The sequence below is a fragment of the Streptomyces hokutonensis genome, from assembly GCF_000376565.1.
GTDB classification, from domain to species: Bacteria; Actinomycetota; Actinomycetes; order Streptomycetales; family Streptomycetaceae; genus Streptomyces; species Streptomyces hokutonensis.
Genome location: NZ_BARG01000102.1, coordinates 1 through 17,814 on the forward strand (window position 1 = coordinate 1; position 17,814 = coordinate 17,814).

At 71.9% G+C, this 17,814-nt stretch carries 16 protein-coding genes; 7 read left to right on the top strand and 9 right to left on the bottom strand.

The window, feature by feature from the left end:
• Window positions 1–69: 69 nt before the first annotated feature.
• From SSP08S_RS49390 to SSP08S_RS49410, 4 genes are read right to left on the bottom strand one after another with little or no spacing between them, the layout of a single operon-like run.
• Window positions 70–1,074: an ADP-ribosylglycohydrolase family protein gene (locus SSP08S_RS49390; protein WP_019075076.1), complete on the bottom strand. Its 1,005-nt coding sequence runs from the start codon at window positions 1,072–1,074 to the stop codon at window positions 70–72.
• Window positions 1,075–1,118: 44 nt separating this feature from the next.
• Entirely contained in the window at window positions 1,119–1,826 is a 708-nt protein-coding gene (locus SSP08S_RS49400) for a GntR family transcriptional regulator (protein WP_019075077.1), read from the bottom strand.
• Window positions 1,823–2,377 carry a cysteine hydrolase family protein gene (locus SSP08S_RS49405; RefSeq protein WP_019075078.1) on the bottom strand — a complete coding sequence of 185 codons (555 nt, stop codon included), beginning with the start codon at window positions 2,375–2,377 and terminating at the stop codon, window positions 1,823–1,825. The genes SSP08S_RS49400 and SSP08S_RS49405 overlap by 4 nt, the downstream gene beginning before the upstream one ends.
• On the bottom strand, window positions 2,374–3,855 hold the full coding sequence (locus SSP08S_RS49410) for a purine-cytosine permease family protein (RefSeq protein WP_019075079.1): 1,482 nt from the start codon (window positions 3,853–3,855) through the stop codon (window positions 2,374–2,376). The genes SSP08S_RS49405 and SSP08S_RS49410 overlap by 4 nt, the downstream gene beginning before the upstream one ends.
• A 218-nt stretch (window positions 3,856–4,073) precedes the next feature.
• Here SSP08S_RS49410 and SSP08S_RS57630 point away from each other — a divergent pair, with 218 nt between their 5' ends.
• The 5 genes from SSP08S_RS57630 to SSP08S_RS49435 all read left to right on the top strand — a co-directional run bounded on the left by SSP08S_RS57630 (window position 4,074) and on the right by SSP08S_RS49435 (window position 8,408).
• Window positions 4,074–5,264 carry a cytochrome P450 gene (locus SSP08S_RS57630; RefSeq protein ID WP_019075080.1) on the top strand — a complete coding sequence of 397 codons (1,191 nt, stop codon included), beginning with the start codon at window positions 4,074–4,076 and terminating at the stop codon, window positions 5,262–5,264.
• A gap of 6 nt (window positions 5,265–5,270) precedes the next feature.
• Window positions 5,271–5,357 carry a hyalucidin A family RiPP precursor gene (locus SSP08S_RS64900; RefSeq protein ID WP_461696010.1) on the top strand — a complete coding sequence of 29 codons (87 nt, stop codon included), beginning with the start codon at window positions 5,271–5,273 and terminating at the stop codon, window positions 5,355–5,357.
• Between the two features lie 63 nt (window positions 5,358–5,420).
• Window positions 5,421–6,698 (top strand): cytochrome P450, encoded by a 1,278-nt coding sequence (locus SSP08S_RS49425; RefSeq protein ID WP_019075081.1) that lies wholly within the window; start codon window positions 5,421–5,423, stop codon window positions 6,696–6,698.
• A gap of 78 nt (window positions 6,699–6,776) precedes the next feature.
• A complete protein-coding gene (locus tag SSP08S_RS49430) occupies window positions 6,777–7,556 on the top strand; it encodes a polysaccharide deacetylase family protein (protein ID WP_019075082.1) in 780 nt (259 codons plus the stop codon).
• 192 nt (window positions 7,557–7,748) lie between these two features.
• A complete protein-coding gene (locus SSP08S_RS49435) occupies window positions 7,749–8,408 on the top strand; it encodes a YceI family protein (RefSeq protein WP_026179493.1) in 660 nt (219 codons plus the stop codon).
• Here SSP08S_RS49435 and SSP08S_RS49440 read toward each other — a convergent pair.
• Window positions 8,386–10,005, bottom strand: a complete 1,620-nt coding sequence (locus tag SSP08S_RS49440; protein WP_019075084.1) for an amidohydrolase — start codon at window positions 10,003–10,005, stop codon at window positions 8,386–8,388. The genes SSP08S_RS49435 and SSP08S_RS49440 overlap by 23 nt on opposite strands.
• A 270-nt stretch (window positions 10,006–10,275) precedes the next feature.
• Here SSP08S_RS49440 and SSP08S_RS49445 point away from each other — a divergent pair, with 270 nt between their 5' ends.
• Both SSP08S_RS49445 and SSP08S_RS49450 read left to right on the top strand, forming a co-directional pair.
• Window positions 10,276–13,161: a helix-turn-helix transcriptional regulator gene (locus tag SSP08S_RS49445; protein WP_158697334.1), complete on the top strand. Its 2,886-nt coding sequence runs from the start codon at window positions 10,276–10,278 to the stop codon at window positions 13,159–13,161.
• Window positions 13,162–13,303: 142 nt separating this feature from the next.
• On the top strand, window positions 13,304–14,926 hold the full coding sequence (locus SSP08S_RS49450) for a S53 family peptidase (RefSeq protein ID WP_019075086.1): 1,623 nt from the start codon (window positions 13,304–13,306) through the stop codon (window positions 14,924–14,926).
• Window positions 14,927–15,002: 76 nt separating this feature from the next.
• Here SSP08S_RS49450 and paaE read toward each other — a convergent pair whose 3' ends face one another.
• The 4 genes from paaE to paaC are packed head-to-tail and all read right to left on the bottom strand — an operon-like array spanning window position 15,003 to window position 17,807.
• Window positions 15,003–16,106, bottom strand: a complete 1,104-nt coding sequence (gene paaE / locus SSP08S_RS49455; protein ID WP_019075087.1) for a 1,2-phenylacetyl-CoA epoxidase subunit PaaE — start codon at window positions 16,104–16,106, stop codon at window positions 15,003–15,005.
• Window positions 16,103–16,471, bottom strand: coding sequence for a hypothetical protein (locus SSP08S_RS49460; RefSeq protein ID WP_019075088.1), 369 nt, complete (start codon window positions 16,469–16,471; stop codon window positions 16,103–16,105). Before SSP08S_RS49460 ends, paaE begins: the two co-directional genes overlap by 4 nt.
• Window positions 16,471–16,977 (bottom strand): 1,2-phenylacetyl-CoA epoxidase subunit PaaD, encoded by a 507-nt coding sequence (paaD, locus tag SSP08S_RS49465; protein WP_019075089.1) that lies wholly within the window; start codon window positions 16,975–16,977, stop codon window positions 16,471–16,473. The genes SSP08S_RS49460 and paaD overlap by 1 nt, the downstream gene beginning before the upstream one ends.
• A complete protein-coding gene (gene paaC / locus SSP08S_RS49470) occupies window positions 16,971–17,807 on the bottom strand; it encodes a 1,2-phenylacetyl-CoA epoxidase subunit PaaC (protein WP_019075090.1) in 837 nt (278 codons plus the stop codon). The genes paaD and paaC overlap by 7 nt, the downstream gene beginning before the upstream one ends.
• Window positions 17,808–17,814 lie beyond the last annotated feature (7 nt).

The following is a 17,814-nucleotide window of genomic DNA, read 5'->3' on the forward strand; positions in this document are numbered from 1 at the left end:
ACCGAGCAGTGCCACCGCCGTGACATCCAGGCCGCCGACGACATTGCCGAGGCAGCACACCCCGCCCACTCACGTCCCCTCCCGCACACCGAGCAGCGCCGCCGCCATGGCATCCAGGTCGAGCCCCGGGTTGACGCGGATCAGCGTCTCCCGCGCGGCGGCCGGGAAGGCGGCCACGCCGTGGCAGGCGCCGCCGACGGCGCCCGCGATCGCGGCGATCGTGTCGCAGTCGCCGCCGACGGACGCGGCGAGCAGCGCGGCCTGCCAGGGGTCGTCGGGGCAGGCTGCGAGAACGGCGAAGGCGGCCGGGACCGACTCCTGTGTGGCCAGGCTCGTCCCGACCAACTCGTAGACCCGCTCGCAGACTTGGGCCTGGGTGAGGCCCCGCACCAGGCCGGTCGCCCACACGATCCGTTCGGAGACATCGGCGGCGGCCACCCAGTGGCCCCGCCCCGCAGCCAACCGGGCCGCCGACACGGCCACTTCGATCGCCTCGGGAACCGACGCCCCGTCAACTCCCGCGCTCACGGCGGCAGCTACAGCCGCGGCACCGGCGAGCGCGACCCCGGTGTTGTGGGTGAGGCTGCTGGCCTCCACCACCCGGTCCACCAGTGCGGGCGGGTCCGTGACCGGCGTCGCGATGCCGACGGGGGCGATCCGCATCGCCGCGCCATTGGTCGTGCCGTAGCGGCCCACCTCGTCGGCGGGGGTGCCGGCGAGGACCTGTTCCACGGCCCGCTTGGTGGACGGGCCGAGGAGGTCGAGCGAACCCCGGGCCCGCATGTCGTCCTCCCAGGCGACCAGGCGCCGGGCCAACTCCGCCGGGTCGATCCGGCCCTTGCCCTCCACCAGCAACTCGGCCAGCAGCAGGGCCTGTTCGGTGTCGTCGGTGACCGCGCCCGCCGGCATGCCTGCGGCCAGCGGATGGTCGGGGTCGGCCGGGTGGAAGCCGGTGAGGAAGGGGCCGTAGCGTGCCGTGATCTGTGGGCGGGACAGCATTTGGGTGGGCATGCCGAGGGCGTCGCCGAGGGCGAGCCCGTACAGGGCTCCGGTGGCGCGGCTCTGGAGGGTCATGGGTACTTTCCGGGGCGGGGTCGACGGTTCGGCGGTTCAGCGGTTCAGCCGAAGGCGAGGGTGAGTTGGAAGTGCTCGGGGTCGAGGAGGCTCACGACATGTTCGACGAAGGAGCCGTCGGCGGCCCGGCTGGTGCGGCGCGTGTCGAGGAACCAGTCACCCGGTTCGCGGCGCAGCAGCTTCGCCTCCCGGCCGTCGATCCGCCGCCCGCTCACCCGCTGTTCGCCGTGGTCGGGCCGCAGTCCGGCCCGCAGCATCACATCGGTCAGCGACTCCTGCCCGAGGCCGCGCGCCGGCAGCTCCCGCACTCCGGGCACGGGCGGCAGGAAGCTGCGCTCGTACGACACGACGACCGCGTCCGCGACCAGTTCCCGTATCCGCTCCACGCACACGAACTCCGTGGTGTTCAAGGTGAGTTGACGGGCCAGCTCCTCGTCCCGCCGGGCGTCGACCGCGAGTGTCCTGACCCGGGTGTCGATGCCCTGGGTGGCGAGCGCATGGGCCCAGCCGAGGCTGTCGTCCAGTGGGCGGCCGTCGAAGAGGACGTAGGAGCCCTTGCCGGTGCGGGTGGCGATCAGGCCGGCCTCGCTGAGTTCGGCGAGGGCCGCGCGGACGGTCGTACGGCTGACGCCGAAGCGTTGGGCCAGGGCGTGTTCGCCGGGCAGCTGCTCGCCCGCGGGGCGGTGGCCGCTGCGGATCTCCTTGGCGAGGACCTCGGTGATGCGCTGGTGTTTGAGCCGGACGCCGGTCATGACGCCGCCCCGACCGCCTCGGTGACCGTGACCACCCGGATCAGGGGGCGGTAGAGGTCCATGACGTGCAGCGCCTTGGCGTGGGACTCGTCGTCGACGCCCGCGCAGGCGTCGGCGGCCACCAGTACCTCGACGCCCGCGTCGGCGGCGGCGAGTGCCGTCGACAGCACGCAGCAGTCGGTGCTGACGCCCGCGAGGACTAGACGGCCGGTGGGGGCGACGCGCTCTGCGAGTGCCGGGGTCCACTTGCCGAAGGTGGGCGCGTCCACGAAGTGCCTTGCCTGGGCGGCGAATTCGTCGGTCAGGCGCCAGAGCGGGGCGTCCGGCGGCTGGAGGGCGAAGGGCCACTGGTCGTAGTAGGCGCGCCAGCTGCCCTCGGGTTTCTCTGGGGCCAGGAAGCGGGTGAAGGTGACCTCGTCCCCGAAGGCCGGCAGCAGTCGTCGTACACCCGCCGCCGCTTCGTCGAAGCGCGGGGTGGCCCAGGGGCTGTCGGGTTCGGCGAAGACGCGCTGCATGTCGATGACGGCGAGGTGGCCGGGTGCGGTGGTCATACGGCGGCCACCGCCTCCGGGCTCGGGGCCTGCTCTTCCTGGCGCTGGACGCGGGCGCGGCCCAGCGCGAGGGTGCCGAGGAAGCCGAGGGCGAGGGCGGCCAGGACGCCGAGGTTGGCGTAGGCCCAGGCGCCGGACTTGCCGCCGAGGCCGAGCGGGTCGAGGAGGTAGCCCTGCCAAGTGAGCCAGCTGGCGGCCGTGTTGGTGACCAGGCCCCAGCCGATCGCGGTGGCGGCGAGGGTGAGGAGGAGGGGTGTGAGCGGTACGTCGCCGTAGCGGCCGTTCGGGCGGAAGAGGTCGCCCTCGTCGTAGTCGCGGCGGCGCAGGGCGAGGTCGGCGAGCATGATGCCGCACCAGGCGGCGATGGGGACGCCGAGGGTGGTGAGGAAGCCCATGAACTGGCCGAGGAAGTTGTCGGCGAAGAACACGATGTAGATGGAGCCCGCGATCATCAGGACGCCGTCGACGAGCGCGGCAAGATAGCGCGGCACCGGCAGGCCCGCGGAGAGAAGGGCGAGGCCGGAGGAGTAGATGTCGAGGACCGCGCCGCCGACCAGGCCGAGGACGGCGACCACGGCGAACGGGACCAGGAACCAGGTGGGCAGGATCGTCGTCAGCGCGCCGATCGGGTCGGCGGCGACCGCCTTGTTCAGCGTGCTGGAGGAACCGGCGAGCAGCAGCCCGAAGACCAGCAGGAGCAGCGGGGCGACGGAGGCGCCGAACGTGGTCCAGCCGATCACGCCTCTGCTGGACGAACTCCGGGGCAGATAGCGGGAGTAGTCGGCGGCGGCGTTGACCCAGCCGAGGCCGAAGCCGGTCATCATGAACACCAGCGCGCCGATGAACTCCTGGGCGGAGCCCGCCGGTACGGCCCTGACCGTGCTCCAGTGGATGTGGTCGGCGACGAGGGCGATGTAGACGACGGTGAGCACGGCGGTGACCACGGTGATGACCGTCTGGAGCCGCATGATCAGGTCGAAGCCCATGACTCCGCCGACGACGATGAGCGCGCCGACGATGATCAGCGCGACCACCTTGGTCTCGGTGCCGCCGCCCCAGCTGAGCCTGTCGAAGACGGTCGCGGTGGCCATCGTCGCGAGCGCGGTGAGGACGGTCTCCCAGCCGACGGTGAGGATCCAGGAGATCACCGACGGCAGCCGGTTGCCGCGCACTCCGTAGGCGGCGCGGCTGAGCACCATCGTCGGTGCCGAGCCGCGCTTGCCCGCGACCGCGATGAAGCCGCAGAGCAGGAAGGAGAACACGATGCCGATCACACCGGCGATCAGCGCCTGCCAGAAGGAGATCCCGAAGCCGAGCGCGAAGGCGCCGTAGCTCAGGCCCAGGATCGAGACATTGGCCCCGAACCAGGGCCAGAACAGTGTGCGCGGGGTGCCTTTGCGTTCGGCGTCGCCGATCACATCGAGGCCGTGCGTCTCGACCTGAAGCTGCCGGGACTGGGAAGTCTGGGAGTCCGCCATCGTCGACCTACCTGTCTAGACGTGTTCAGTCGAGGCTAGGTGCGGTGGTGACGAGCGTCAAGAGGAGAGGGCGGTGGAGCGGAGGACGCCCCGCCGTTCCGCTGAACGGCACGGCACGCGACAGGGCGCCGGGCGGTCAGCAGGCTGGTTCTGTCGGTCGGGCGTCGCACGTACCGCACCTGGTGTGCCGCGCTTCCGCGTTCTCGAAGGAGGGCACCATGGAGTCGTCCACGACGCGTCAGGGGCACGGTGAGCCCGCCCGCACTCCCCGCGGCACCGGCCCCCGCGTCCGCGACCCCCTCGTCCTGCTGACGGCGGAGTTCGACGGCGTCCACGACGTGTGGCGCTCGGCCGCGGGCACGGTGTGCGTGGCGGGCCCGGAGCCGGCCCGGGCGGTGCTCGGCAACCGGTACGGTGCCGTCGCCGAGGCGGCCGACTTCTACCGCACCCGGCACGGCGACTTCGGCCCCCGCGCGGCCCAGATCCGGATCGGCCGGGCGGGCCGCGCCCTGATCCGCCGTCATCTGGACGCTCGGCGGCCGGAGTTGCCCGCTCTCGTCGCCGAACACCTTGTCCCCAGCAGCGTCTGGCCGGACGCGGGGAACCTGCTCGTGTTCCGGCATCTGCGGGACGTCCTGCTGCACCGTGACGCCTCGCCTCAACTCCACGCAGTTGTTGGACAGATCGTCCACCGGTCGGTCCTGGCGGGCGCGCGGCGTCGGCACTCGACGCCGTCGCGACTGCTCTTCCGGCGGCGCGCGTTGAGCGTGCTGCATGCCGAAATACGCGCCCGGCAACGGGAGTTCCAGGGCGAGCCACGTGACCTGGTCGACGTAGTGGTGCACGAGAGCGACCCCGGGTCGGACCCGAAGGACCTCGCCGAGGTCTATCTCTCCTTCCTGTTCGCCGCGGTCGGCTCGGTCGGCTTCGCTTTCGGCTGGTCGGTGTATCTGCTCGGCACGCACCCCGACCGCCTTGCCATGGAGCCGAGTTGGACGGTCCGGGAGGCGCTGCGGCTGTGGCCGGTGGCGTGGCTGTTCGCGCGGACGCCGAGCCATGTGCAGGAACTCGGCGGGACGGAGGTCGGCCCGCGCGACCGGCTCGCCGTCTGCACCTATCTGGTGCACCGGCATCCCGGGCACTGGGAGCGGCCGGACGAGTTCGTACCGGAACGCTGGGCGGCGCCCGTGCCGGACGGGGCGTACCTCCCGTTCGGCCACGGGCCGCACACCTGCGCCGGGGCGACCGTCACCATGCGGCTCCTCGAAGACCTCGTCGGCATCATCACCCGTGACCGGCGGCTGTCGGTCACCCACGACGGCGCCGGTCCCCAGGTGGGCCCGGCGCTCGCTCCACCGCGTTTCACCGCGGTGCTGAGCGACCGCACCGGCTGTCCCGGAAGGAGGTGAACGCGCATGCGCGCCCTGTATCTCAAGGCGAAGTCCGTCCTCAACATCCGAGGCCAGTACGAGTACTTCTGGTACCTGTACCACCACATCTGACCGGCCCGGCGCGGGACGCCGCCGCAGACCGGCGCCCCGCGCCCCACGAGGGGGACGTATCCGATGACCACCCCGCAACACCCCGAGGACTTCCTGCGTTTCATGCGGATGCGCAGCGCGAACGAGGACGGGATCTTCTGGGTCGACGACATCCGGCTCGGCGTGTTCGAGCCGGAGGCGGCGCGCCGGGTCAGTGCCACGAACTGGCGCCGGTTCGTCATGCACGACCGGCTGATCGACATGGTGCGGCGGCGGCGCAGCCCCGAGGTGCGGTGGAGCGAGGTCCGTTCCGCGTGGCTGACCCAACTGCACACGCTGGCCACGGCGGAGCACCACGGTGATCTGATCGACCGCATGGAGCGGATCCTCGACGAACGGCTCGGTGACGACGTCGACCTGGTGATGCTGACCCAGGACGTGGCACTGCGGTCCATGCTGCCGGTCGCGCTGACGGGTCTCACCTCCGGCGAGGCGGATCTGGTACGCCGGGACCTGGAGATGAAGCTGCTGCGGCTCATCTCGCCGGATCCGGGCGGCACTTGGCACCACCTGAAGTTCGTCGTCGTACAGCTGCGGTCCGGTCTTGTCGTGCGCCGGGTGCTGCGGCAGCGCGCGCACGGGAAGCGGAAACGTGAGCCGGACCTGGCCGATCCCTTCGTCGACCTGCTGCCCCGGATGGGCATGGACCGCGCGCTGGACGTGGTGACCGCCGTCCTCACCGCCATCGGCGGGCCGCCGGGCACCGCGGCGGCGAGTCTGCTGTACGAGTTCGTCCGCAACCCCGAGTGGCAGCGGCGGCTCACCGAGGAACTGCGTTCCGTGGACCCGGTGGAGTTCCGCACGGCGCCGACGCACGCGGCCCCGGTGACGCACCGGTTCGTGAAGGAGGTGCTGCGTCTGTGGAGCCCGCCGCTGCTGCTGGTCCGGCGGAACCAGTTCCCCTTCGACTTCGGCAAGACCCGCTTGGAGCCCGGCGACTGGTATCTGCTGAGCCCGCATCTGATCCACCGGGACGAGCGGGTGTGGAAGCAGCCGGACGTCTTCGACCCGGACCGCTTCCTGCCGGGCGCGCCGCACGGGCCGGCGGACCGTACTTGCTACGTGCCGTTCGGCTGGGCGCCCAAGAAGTGCGTCGGCGCGAACATCGGCACCGTCCAACTCATGGGTCTGTGCCACCTGTTGTGCACCCGGTACGACCTGAGTGTCGACCGTCCCGAGGACCTCACGATGGCGCTGCGCTTCGCCCCGGTCCCGGAGAACTTCCGCGGCCGACTCGCCCTGCGCCGACCTGGATCGCCCCCGCCGACCTCGAACTCCCGGAAAATTGTCCGTAATCCGTAACAGCGGGATCCCTTCGCTCGTTTATACCGTCCTGACGAATGCACGGAAGCGGACAACAGGACAGGGAACAGGGCGGACATGGCACGTCATGGCGGGCGGGGTTGGTACGGCCGGGTACTCGCGGCGGCGGTCGGTGTGACGGCGGTGGCGGCGGCCACTTCCGTGTGGACCGCGCAGGCCGGTGTGGTCGACGCGCAGCGGGGCGGGGCCAATGGGCGTCCCGGCGCCTCCAGTTCGGCGGCCCGGGTGGCGGCCGTGTCGGCGGAGATCGTGCACGCCTCCGACAAGGGCGCGCGGGGTGTCAACATCACGATCGACGACGGGCCGGACCCGACCTGGACCCCGCAGGTGCTCCAAGTGCTCAAGGAGTACGGGGTGAAGGCCACCTTCTGCATGGTCGGCCCGATGGCCGAGGCCCATCCGGACCTGGTCAAGGCGGTGGTGGCGGCCGGGCACCGGCTGTGCGACCACTCGGTGTCGCACGACACCACCATGGACAAGAAGTCCGAGTCCTACCAGAAGCAGGAGATCCTGAACGCCGCCGCCATGATCACCAAAGCCTCCGGGGGCGTACGGCCGCTGTACTACCGGGCGCCGGGCGGCGCGTTCACGCCGTACAGCCGTCATCTCGCCGCCGCGCAGGGCATGCGCCCCCTGGGGTGGAACGTCGACTCCAAGGACTTCGAACTCCCCGGCACCGGCGCCATCGTGACCACCGTCAAGAGCGAACTGCCCAACGGGCCGACCATCCTGTTCCACGACGCGGGCGGCGACCGCTCCGAGACCGTGGCCGCACTGCGCGAGATCCTGCCGTGGCTGAAGCAGCAGGGCTATTCGTTCGGTTTCCCGATGCGCTGAACAGTGCGTCGAGCGCGTGTGGAACGATGCGCCGAATTGACGGTCGTCGTTTTTCGGGTGGCGAATATGTGTGGGAAATGTGGAACGGCCGACGAGGTGGCGGTATTTAAGCGTGTCAGTGCCGATTCGCGCTGCTGTCGATTCGCCATGAAGGGTTGCGGCGATATCACCCGTGCAGTAACTACGTGAAGCATGAACCTGTTCAACCGTGCTGCGCCCCTCCGCCGCCCGGCACCCCCCACAGCTCCGCAACGCCCCGCCGCCCCACCGGCGTTCACCCCCTCCGGCCTGCCCGATCCCGCCCTGGCGGCGCTGACCGGAGAGTGGATGATCGACCCCGCGCACAGCCGGATCGGTTTCTCCGTCCGGCACGCCATGGTGACGACCGTGCGCGGGTCCTTCGCCGAATACAAAAGCCGGCTCTACTTCGACGGCCGCAACCCGGCCCGTTCGCGGGCGGAGATCGTGGTGTCCACCGGCAGTGTCGACACCGGTGTGGAACAGCGCGACGCCCACTTGGTGGGCCGGGACTTCCTGGACTCCGCGACCTACCCGCGTATGCGTTTCGCCAGTACCGCGGTGCAGATGTCCGGCAACGATGTCTACCGCATGCTCGGTGACCTCACCATCAAGGACGTCACCCGTCCCGTCGTCCTGGAACTGACCTACATCGGACATGTCACCGACCCGTTCGGCGTCGAACGGGTCGGCTTCGACGGCACCACCACGATCGACCGTTCCGACTGGGGGCTGACCTACAACTCCCGGCTGGCCGAGGGCGGTGCGATGGTGAGCGAGAAGGTGCGGCTCCAGTTCGACATCGCCGCGATCAGGACGCTGCCGGCGGGGTGACGAGACCGCCGCCCACGAACGTGTGCAGGGGGTTCAGGTCGCGCAGGGCGTCGCTCGGGCAGCGGGCGGGGTCCTGCTCCCAGACAGTGAGGTCCGCGAGGCGGCCCGGGCCGAGCATGCCGCGCAGGTTCTGGTCGCCGCACAGCAGCGCCGCGTTGGCGGTGTGCAGAGTGAGGGCCTCGTCGTAGGTGATGGCGTGCTCGGGGCCCTTGGGGCCGATGACGGTCTGGCGGGTGATCATGCCGTAGACCGAGCGCATGGCGCCGAACTGGCCGACGGGGAAGTCCGATCCGGCGCTGACCTGGGCGCCCAGGTCGATCCAGCCGCGGGCGGGGAAGAGGCGGGCGACGCGCTCCGGGCCCCAGAAGCCCTCCTCGACCTCGGCGGTGTCGTGCAGCAGCGGCTGCTGGATGGTGACGGGGATGCCCAACTCGACGGCGCGGGCGCGCTGTTCGGGCCCGGCCAGACCACCGTGCTCCATGACCAGCGTGCCGGCGGGCAGTCCGGGGTTGCGGGCGAGGACCCGCTCGTAGACGTCCAGGAGGGTGCGGACCGCCCGGTCGCCGTAGGCATGGGTGCCGACCCGCCAGCCACGCCGGACCACTGCCTCGACGGCCTCCACCAGCGCGTCGGGCTCCCAGGTCAGCGTCCCGGAGAAGGCGTGGTCACAGGCGTACGGCTCCTCGGTCGCCCCGGCCTCAAGACCGCCGTCGAGCCCGAACTTCACGCCCCACACGCGCAGCCACGGGTCGGAGTCGTCGCGCCACTTCTCCATGGCGTCGAGCAGGTCCTCCACCTGGTCGGCGCCGGTCATGCCGAGCGCCGAGATCAGGGCGCGCACCCGGATGCCGAGCGCCCCCGCCTCGCGGGCGGCCAGCAGCACGGCGTAGTCCTCCAGGCCGACCGCGCAGTCGCGCACGGTACCGATGCCGGTGGCGGCGTACTGGGCGGTGGCCAGCCGCAGCCCGTCGATCCGCCCGGCCCGGTCCGGGGCCGGGACCAGGCGCTCCACCAGGCCCAGGGCGTTGTCGATCAGCCGCCCGTCGAGGCGGCCGTCGGCGTCGCGGCCGATGACACCGCCCGGCGGTACGGGGGTGTCCTCGGTGATGCCCGCCAGGCGCAGCGCATAGCTGTTGACGACGTCGTTGTGGCCGCCGCGCTTGACCAGGACCGGGTGGCGGCCGGTGGCCGTGTCGAGTTCGGCGGCGGTGGGCATACGCCGCTCGGCGAGGTTGAGTTCCTGCCAGTTGGTGGTGGTGCGGATCCACTCGCCCTCGGGGGTCGTCTGCGCCCGCTCCCGGATCAGGTCAAGGAACTCGGGGATGTCGTGGGCCCGGTGGACCGGGACGTCGTGCGCGCCGAGCGCCGCGTAGATCAGGTGGGTGTGGGTGTCGTCGAAGGCGGGCAGCACCGTGGCGCCGGGCAGGTCGTGGACCGTGGTGTGCGGGCGCAGCAGGTGGTCGAGTCCGTCGGGGTCGGGCGAGAGGGCCGTGATGCGGTCGCCGCGCACGGCCAGCGCCCGCTGCGGGGCCTGGCCGGGTACCAGCGTGTGGATCGCCCCGGCCCGGATCACCAGATCGGCTCCGTGATCAGTCATCGTTCTCTCCCACTTCCTCGATGCATCCGCTGACCAGGCCTTTGTACGAGCGATCGGTCGATTGGCGCACTTTTGGCGGGCTCTGATGCAGGAAACACGCCACGGTGGTCGTCTGAAATGGAGATCATGCGCCAAACTCTCGGCTTGTCTCGCCCACCACTCGGGACCGTCATTGACAAGGCGATTCCGCAACGGTTGTCATGAACACATGCTGAACTGCCCGGAGCCCCGCCGCCCGCACCGCCCCGCCCGCACCGCCGTGGCGCGGAAGTGCGGTCGTTGACCGGGCACCGCGAGCTGATCGGCACCGCCCGCACCGAGTTGACGGACCGTCAGGGAGTGCTGCTCCACGGTCCGACGGGGATCGGCAAGTCCGTGCTCGTGGCCGCCCTCGTGGCGTCCTCGGACGCCCATGTCCGGCCGTCCGGAACGGTGTTGCACTGCTCGCCCGCCGAGGAGGACGCCCGGCTGCCGTTCGCCGGTCTCGTCGACCTGTTCGCACGCGTGCCGGAGAGCTGCCTCGACGCCCTGGCACCCGAACCCCGATCGGCCCTGCGGGCCGCCCTGTTGCGCGGCGCGGTACCGGCCGACGACCGTGACCGGCTCGCCGTCCGTGTCGCCGTTCTCGACGTATTGCGCGTCCTCGCCGCCACCGGCCCGGTGCTGCTGGTCCTCGACGGCCTCCAGTGGCTCGACGAACGGACCGTCGAGGTGCTCGCCTTCGTCGTACGCCGTGTCGAGGGCCTCGACGTAAGGGTGGTGGCCGCCGAGCGGGTGGCGGACGGTGGGCAGCCCGGGCGGACGCGCTGCTGCCCACCTGGCACCGTCGAACTGCCCGTGCCACCGCTGACGGACGAAGAGGTGGCGCGGCTGCTGCCCGACGACCTGCCACCGACGGTGTTGCGGGCCGTCCAGGACACGGCCGCCGGAAACCCTTGGTACGCCCTGGAGTTGGGGCGGGCGGCCCCGCGCGACGCGGCGGCCGTCGGGCTCGGCAGGACGCTGCCCGTGCCGCACCGGCTGCGCACCCTGCTGCTGGATCGGGTGCACACCCTGCCGGAGAGCACACGCCACACGCTCCTCGTCATGAGCGCCGCCGCCCGCCCCACGCTCACGCTGCTGCGCGCCGCCGGGTTCGACGATCCGGCCGCCGACCTCGCGGAGACCGAACGGCTCGGTGTCGCGACGGCCGACGCCCACGGGACCGTACGTTTCCGGCATCCGCTGCTTCGGGCCGCCGTCTACGCCGACGCTCCCGAGTACAGCCGCCGGCAGGCGCACGCCCTGCTCGCCGACGCGGTCACCGATCCCGTGGAGCGGGCCCGGCATCTCGCGCTCGCCCATCCCTACGAGGACGAGACCACCGCCCGCACCCTGCTGGCCGCCGCCGAATGTGCCCGCCGCGACGGCGCTCCCGACGCGGCCTTCGAACTCGCCGGGCTCGCGGCCCTGCGCACTCCGGGCGACCGTCCGGCCGAGCACGCCGACCGGCTGCTGCTGGCGGCCGAATACGCTTGTGACGCCGGGCAGTTGGAGGAGGCGGGGCAGGCGGCCGAAACCGTCCTCGCGGGTTCGGGCTCGGCCCGACAGCGGGTGCGGGCGCGGCTGGTGCTGCTGCGCAACGCCGGTCAGGCCCTGCACGGCACGCACGCGCTGATCGAGGAAGGGCTCCGGGACGCGGCCGGTGATCCCGAGGCGGAGGCATGGCTGCACCACTGGGCGGCGGTGCGGGGGCTGCTGTGCGGGGAGTTGGCGCAGGCCGCCCGGCATGCCCGGCGCGCGGCCCGGCAGGCGGCCGTGGCCGGCGACACCGACACGCGGATCGGGGCGCTCGCCACCCTCGCCCGGGTGCGCTCGCTGGGCGGTGAACCGGTCGCCGCCGACGCCGCGTTGGAGGAAGCGCTCGCGCTGACCGGCGGCGCGGGCGCAGGACCGGAGAGCTGGGGGCTGATCCGGATGCGGGCGATCCTCGCCCTGGACTCCGACAAGGTCACCGAGGCCCAGGAGAGGGTCGCTCAACTCCTCACGGAGATCGGGGAGTTCGCCGGGGTCGAGGAGGTCATGGCGACCCTGGTCGCGCTGACCCGTATCCAAGTGCGCGCCGGGCACTGCCAGGAGGCGCTGCGCACCGCCGCCCGCTGCACCCGTGCCGTGGCCGAGACCGGCGTACAGGCCGCTCCGGCGCTGTACGTGGCGGCGCTCGCCGCGACTGCGGGCGGCAGCGCCGACGAGGCACGGGAGTTGGCCGGGCAGGCGGTGCGGGCCTCGGAGGCGGACGGCGACCGGCTGTTCCTGCTGCGCGCCCTCGCGGTGCTGGGGCAGGCCGAGTTGCTGACCGGTGATCCGCACGGGGCCGCCGCCGCGGTCGAGGCGCTGCAGCGCGTCAAGGAACTCGGCGAGGCCATGTCGGCCGCCGATCCGCCCCTGCTGCACTGGTACAGCGATCTGGCCGAGGCCCTGGTGGTGCTCGGCGAGACGGAAGAGGCCGGGGCGGTGCTGCGCGAAGCCCGCGCTCGGGTGTCCGGCGACGCGCCCGGCAGCGTACTGGCGGCCCTGGAACGCGCGGAGGGCCTGCGCGAGGCGGGGCTCGGCCGGGCGAAGGAGGGCGCGCTACGGCTGCGCACCGCCGTGGACCGGCTGCGTCAACTCCCGTTGCCCGTAGAGCTGGTACGCACGCTGATCTCGCTCGGCGCGGTCGAGCGCAGGGCCCGCCACCGCAACGCGGCCCGCACCGCGCTCGGCGAGGCGCTGGAGACGGCGACCCGCATAGGTGCCGCTCCGCTGGCGGCGCGGGCGGGCGACGAACTGGCCCGACTCGAGGCGGGCGACCGGGACGGTGAGGGGCGGCCCGAACTCACGCCCACAGAAGCGCGGGTGGCGGAACTGGTCGGCGGCGGGGCCACCAATCGGGAGGTCGCCGCCGAGCTGTTCATCAGCGTCAAGACGGTCGAGGGCACCCTCTCGCGGGTCTACCGCAAGGTCGGTGTCCGCTCGCGCACCGCGCTCGCCCACGCCATGGCGGTCGCCGTCATCGCGTCCGGAGCGGCAACCGTGAGCGTCGGTGACGACGACCAACAGCAGGCCGGCGCACAGGCGGTGACGATCAGTCAGCCCGGGCGGCTGCGGACTCCCCGCACCCTCGACACCCGCCGCTGACCTGTCATCCGCGGTTCATGTGACACCCGCAGTTAACACGTGACGCAAGGGTTCCCCCGCTTATGCGGGTGGGGTTGCTGTTCCTACGGTGAACGCAGTTCCGCTTCCGGGACAGCAACCCCCCACTCCTCGGAGGACCTCCGTGACGTCACGTCTGAAGCTGGTCGGCCTCGTCGCCGTACCGGCCCTGCTCGCCGCCGCCGTCCCCAGCGCCTACGCCGCCGTCCAGCCGCACGCAACTCGCGCCGCCGTCGCGGGAGATGTCCTCAAGGGCCTCAACCACGACGCGTCCCGCACCGGCGCCGTCGCGGCCGGCAAGCGCATATCGGTGGCCATCAGCCTGACGCCCAGAAACGACAAGGCGCTCGACACGTTCGTGGCCAACGTCAGCAATCCGCGGTCGAGTTCGTACGGCCACTATCTGACGAAGGCCCAGTTCGCGGCCCGGTTCGGCCGGACCGACGCCGAGGTGAAGCAGGTCAAGGACTTCCTGCGGGCCCAGGGTCTGACCGTCGGCAAGGTCCACTCGGGGAACCTGCTCGTCGACGCCAGCGGCACCGCCGCGCAGCTGGAGAAGGCGTTCGGCACCAAGCTGTCGACGTGGAAGGACGCCGAGTCGGGCCGCGCGTTCTACGCCAACGAGACCGCGCCGACCCTGCCGACCGGCATCGCCGGCCTGGTCAGCGACGTGACCGGCCTCAACAACCGCGCCCAGCTGCACCACGAGGGGTCCGCCAAGGTCAACCCGCACAACGGCCCCGGCGGCGGCTACACCCCGGCCCAGATCAAGGGCGGCTACAACGTCTCCGGCACGTACACCGGCAGCGGCCAGAAGATCGCGCTGCTGGAGTTCGACGGCTTCCAGCAGTCCAACATCACCAAGTACGACACCAACTACAGCCTGGGCTCGCCCACTCCGACCGTGTCGAAGGTCGACGGCGGCTCCGGAGCGCTCGGTGACGGCCAGGTCGAGGTCGAGCTCGACATCGAGGTCCTGCACGCGATCGCCCCGAAGGCCAACGTCACCGTCTTCGAGGGCCCCAACTCCGACGCCGGTGAGGTCGACACCTACCAGGCCATCGTGGACAGCGGCATCCCGACCACCTCGATCAGCTGGGGCGCCTCCGAGAGCCAGCGCACCACCTCCAACATCAACGCTGTGGACGCCGTCTTCAAGGCGGGCGCGGCCGAGGGCCTCGGCTTCTACGCGGCCTCCGGCGACGACGGCTCGGACGACGCGGGCAACGGCACCACCACCGTCGACTACCCGGCCGCCGACCCCTACGTCACCGGCGTCGGCGGCACGACGCTGACCGTCACCTCCGCCAACGCGTGGAGCAAGGAGACGGCCTGGTCGGGCGGTGGCGGCGGCAAGTCCTCCGTCTTCAAGATCCCGAGCTGGCAGACCGCGGTGCAGAAGACCGCGGGCGGCGGCTACCGGCAGGTGCCCGACGTGTCGGCGCTCGCCAACCCGAGCCCCGGTGTCTCGATCTACTCGCAGGGCAGCTGGGGCACGGTCGGCGGCACCAGCGCCGCCGCGCCCGAGTGGGCGGCCTTCGGCGCGCTCTACAACCAGCAGGCCGCGGCGGCCGGCAAGGCCAACCTCGGCTTCGCCAACCCCGCGCTCTACACGGCGAGCGGCACCGGCTTCCACGACATCACCAGCGGCAGCAACGGCGCCTACTCCGCGGCCAGCGGCTGGGACTTCACCACCGGCTGGGGTTCGTACAACGCGGCGACCCTGGCGGCCAAGCTCCTCGGCTGACCGCGGATAGCTGAATGAAGTGACCGAAGAGCGGGCCGGGATCTCTCCCGGCCCGCTCTTCACGTCCGTAGAAGTGTCAGCTGTCGTAGTCGACGGCGAGCGTGTCGGACACCGGGAAGGTCTGGCAGGTGAGGACGTAACCGGCCTCGACCTCGGCCGGTTCGAGGGCGTAGTTGCGCCGCATGTCCGCCGTCCCGTCGGTGACCAGTGCGCGGCAGGTGCCGCAGACGCCGCCCTTGCAGGCGAAGGGCAGGTCGGGCCGGGTCTTCTGGGCACCGTCGAGGATCGAAGTGTCCTTGGGCAGCGCCGAGTTGGTGGTGCGCCCGTCGAGCGTGACGCTCACCTGGCTGACCGGGCCGTCGTAGGCCTTGTCGACGTGTTCGTTCTGCCGGACGGGCTCGTCGTCGGCGTAGAACAGCTCCTGGTGGACCCGTTCGGCGGGGACGCCGAGTCCGGCGAGGACCTGCTGGGCGTCGCGGACCATGCCGTGCGGGCCGCACAGCCACCAGTGGTCGGCGGTCTCCACGTCCACGAGCGCGTCGACGAGCGTGCTGAGCCGGTCGGCGTCGAGGCGGCCGGAGAGGATCTCGGCCTCGCGCGGTTCGCGGGACAGGATGTGCGCGAGCTGGAACCGGCCGGGGTGCAGGTCCTTCAGGTCGGCGAGGTCGTCGGCGAACATCACCGTGTCGGAGCGCCGGTTGCCGTAGAAGAGCGTGACCCGGGAGCGGGTGTCGGCGGCGAGGACGGACTCCGCGATGGACAGCATCGGGGTGATGCCGGAGCCGGCGGCGATCAGGACATGGTGGCCGGGGACGGTCAGGTCGGGGGTGAAGACGCCGGTCGGAGCCATCACCTCGACGGTGTCTCCGGGGCGTACCTCGTCGACCAGCCAGGAGGAGAACAGGCCGCCGGGAACGACCCGTACACCAATGCGCGGGCGCGCCCCCGCCGGGGAGCAGATGGAGTACGAACGGCGCTCGTCGCGCCCCTCGACCTCACGGCGGAGCGTGAGCGACTGACCGGGCCGGTACGCGAACTCCTCGGCGAGGTGCTCGGGAATGTCGAAGCTGATCGCGGCGGCGTCCTCGCACAGCGGCTCGACGGCGGCGACCCGCAACACGTGGAAGGCCGGCCGGCGACGCGCCGGGCGGGCGGGGGTGGTGGGGGCCGGGGCGGTCACTGGTCCACCGTCCTTTTCACGGGCAGGAGTTGGGGGCTCACCGGGCTCGCCGCGAGCGGGAACCGGCGGCTCATCGCACCCTCCACGGACCGGAGTTGAAGACTCGCCGGACTCTCCACGAACGCAGACCGGGCGCTCACCGCGCCCTCCGCAACCGGGAACCGGCGGCTCACCGCGCCCTCCACGAGCTGGAGTTGAGAACTCGCCGGACTCTCCGCGAACGCGGACCGGGCGCTCACCGCGCCCTCCACGGACCGGAGTTGAAGACTCGCCGGACTCTCCGCGAGCAGGGACCGGGCGCTCACCGCAGTCATCGCGAGCAGGTGTCGGGGGCTCGCCACAATCGAGTGGTGGGGGCTCGCCATCAGATCTCCTTGACGTACTCGAACGGCTCGCGGCAGGCGCGGCACCGCCACAGGGCTTTGCAGGAGGTCGCGGCGAAGCGCGAGGTCTCCTCGGTGTCCGTCGCCCCGCAGCGGGGGCAGGCCACCGTACGGCGGGTCGGCGACAGCGTGAGCTCGACCGGGCCGCGCGGGGCGGCACCGGGCGGGGCGATGCCGGATTCGGCGAGCTTCGCGCGGCCGGCCGGGGTGATCCAGTCGCTGCTCCAGGGCGGGGTGAGGACCGTACGGATCTCCACGCGCGCGTACCCCGCGTCCGTGAGCCGCGCGGCCACCTCGGCGCGCATCTCGGCCATGGCCGGGCAGCCGGAGTAGGTCGGCGTGAGGCTCGCCACGACCGTGCCGTCCTCGCGCACCTCGACGTCACGCAGTACGCCGAGGTCGGCCAGCGTGAGCATCGGCATCTCGGGGTCGGGCACCTGCGCGGCGATGTGCCGGGCGCGCCGCGCGTCGAGCAGGGTGGTCACCATGTCGCCTCCGGGTGGGCGCGGGCCACGCTCTGGAGTTCGGTGAGCAGCGGGACCAGGTGTTCGGTGTGGTCGCCGTCGCGGCCGTGTCCGGGGACCGGTGCCGTCTCGGGCCAGGCGAGCCCGGCGGCGTCGGTGACCTGGCGGAGTACGGCCAGCACCTCGGCCTTCAACTCCCCTGTCTCCGCGAAGAGTTCGTCCACGTAGGGTGCGACGGCGGCCAGCGCGTCCCGCATCCGCCGCTGCGACTCCTCGGTGCCGTCGCCGAGCCGGACGGCCCACTCGGCGGCGTACTGACGGTGGTACGCCAGCTCCTTGACGCCCTTGGCCGCGATGGCGGCGAGCACCGGGTCCGACGTCGTGACGGCGAGACGCTCGAAGAGGGCCAGCCGCCAGGAGGACAGCACCAGCAGGCGGGTGATGGAGAACGCGAAGTCGCCGTTGGGGAGTTCGGCCAGCCGTACGTTGCGGAAGGCGTCGGCGTCACGGAAGTAGGCGTACGCGTCCTCGCCGCGTCCCGTGCCGTCTACCTGGCCGGCACGCGCGTAGAGCAGGCGGGTCTGGCCGAGGAGGTCGAGCCCGATGTTGGCGAGGGCCACCTCCTCCTCCAACTCCGGTGCGGCCGTGCACCATTGGGCCAGCCGCTGCGCGCTGACGAGCGCGTCGTCGCCGAGTGCCAGGCAGTACGCGGCCAGTTGGGCGGTGTCCGTCCCCTCCGGCACGCTCTGGTCGACGCCGTGCAGCGGGTCCTCGAAGCCGGTGCCGAAGGCCCAGCGGGCGTCGCTGTCGTCGTGCCCCTCGGCCAGGGACAGATAGACGTGGTCGTCACTCATTCCCTGC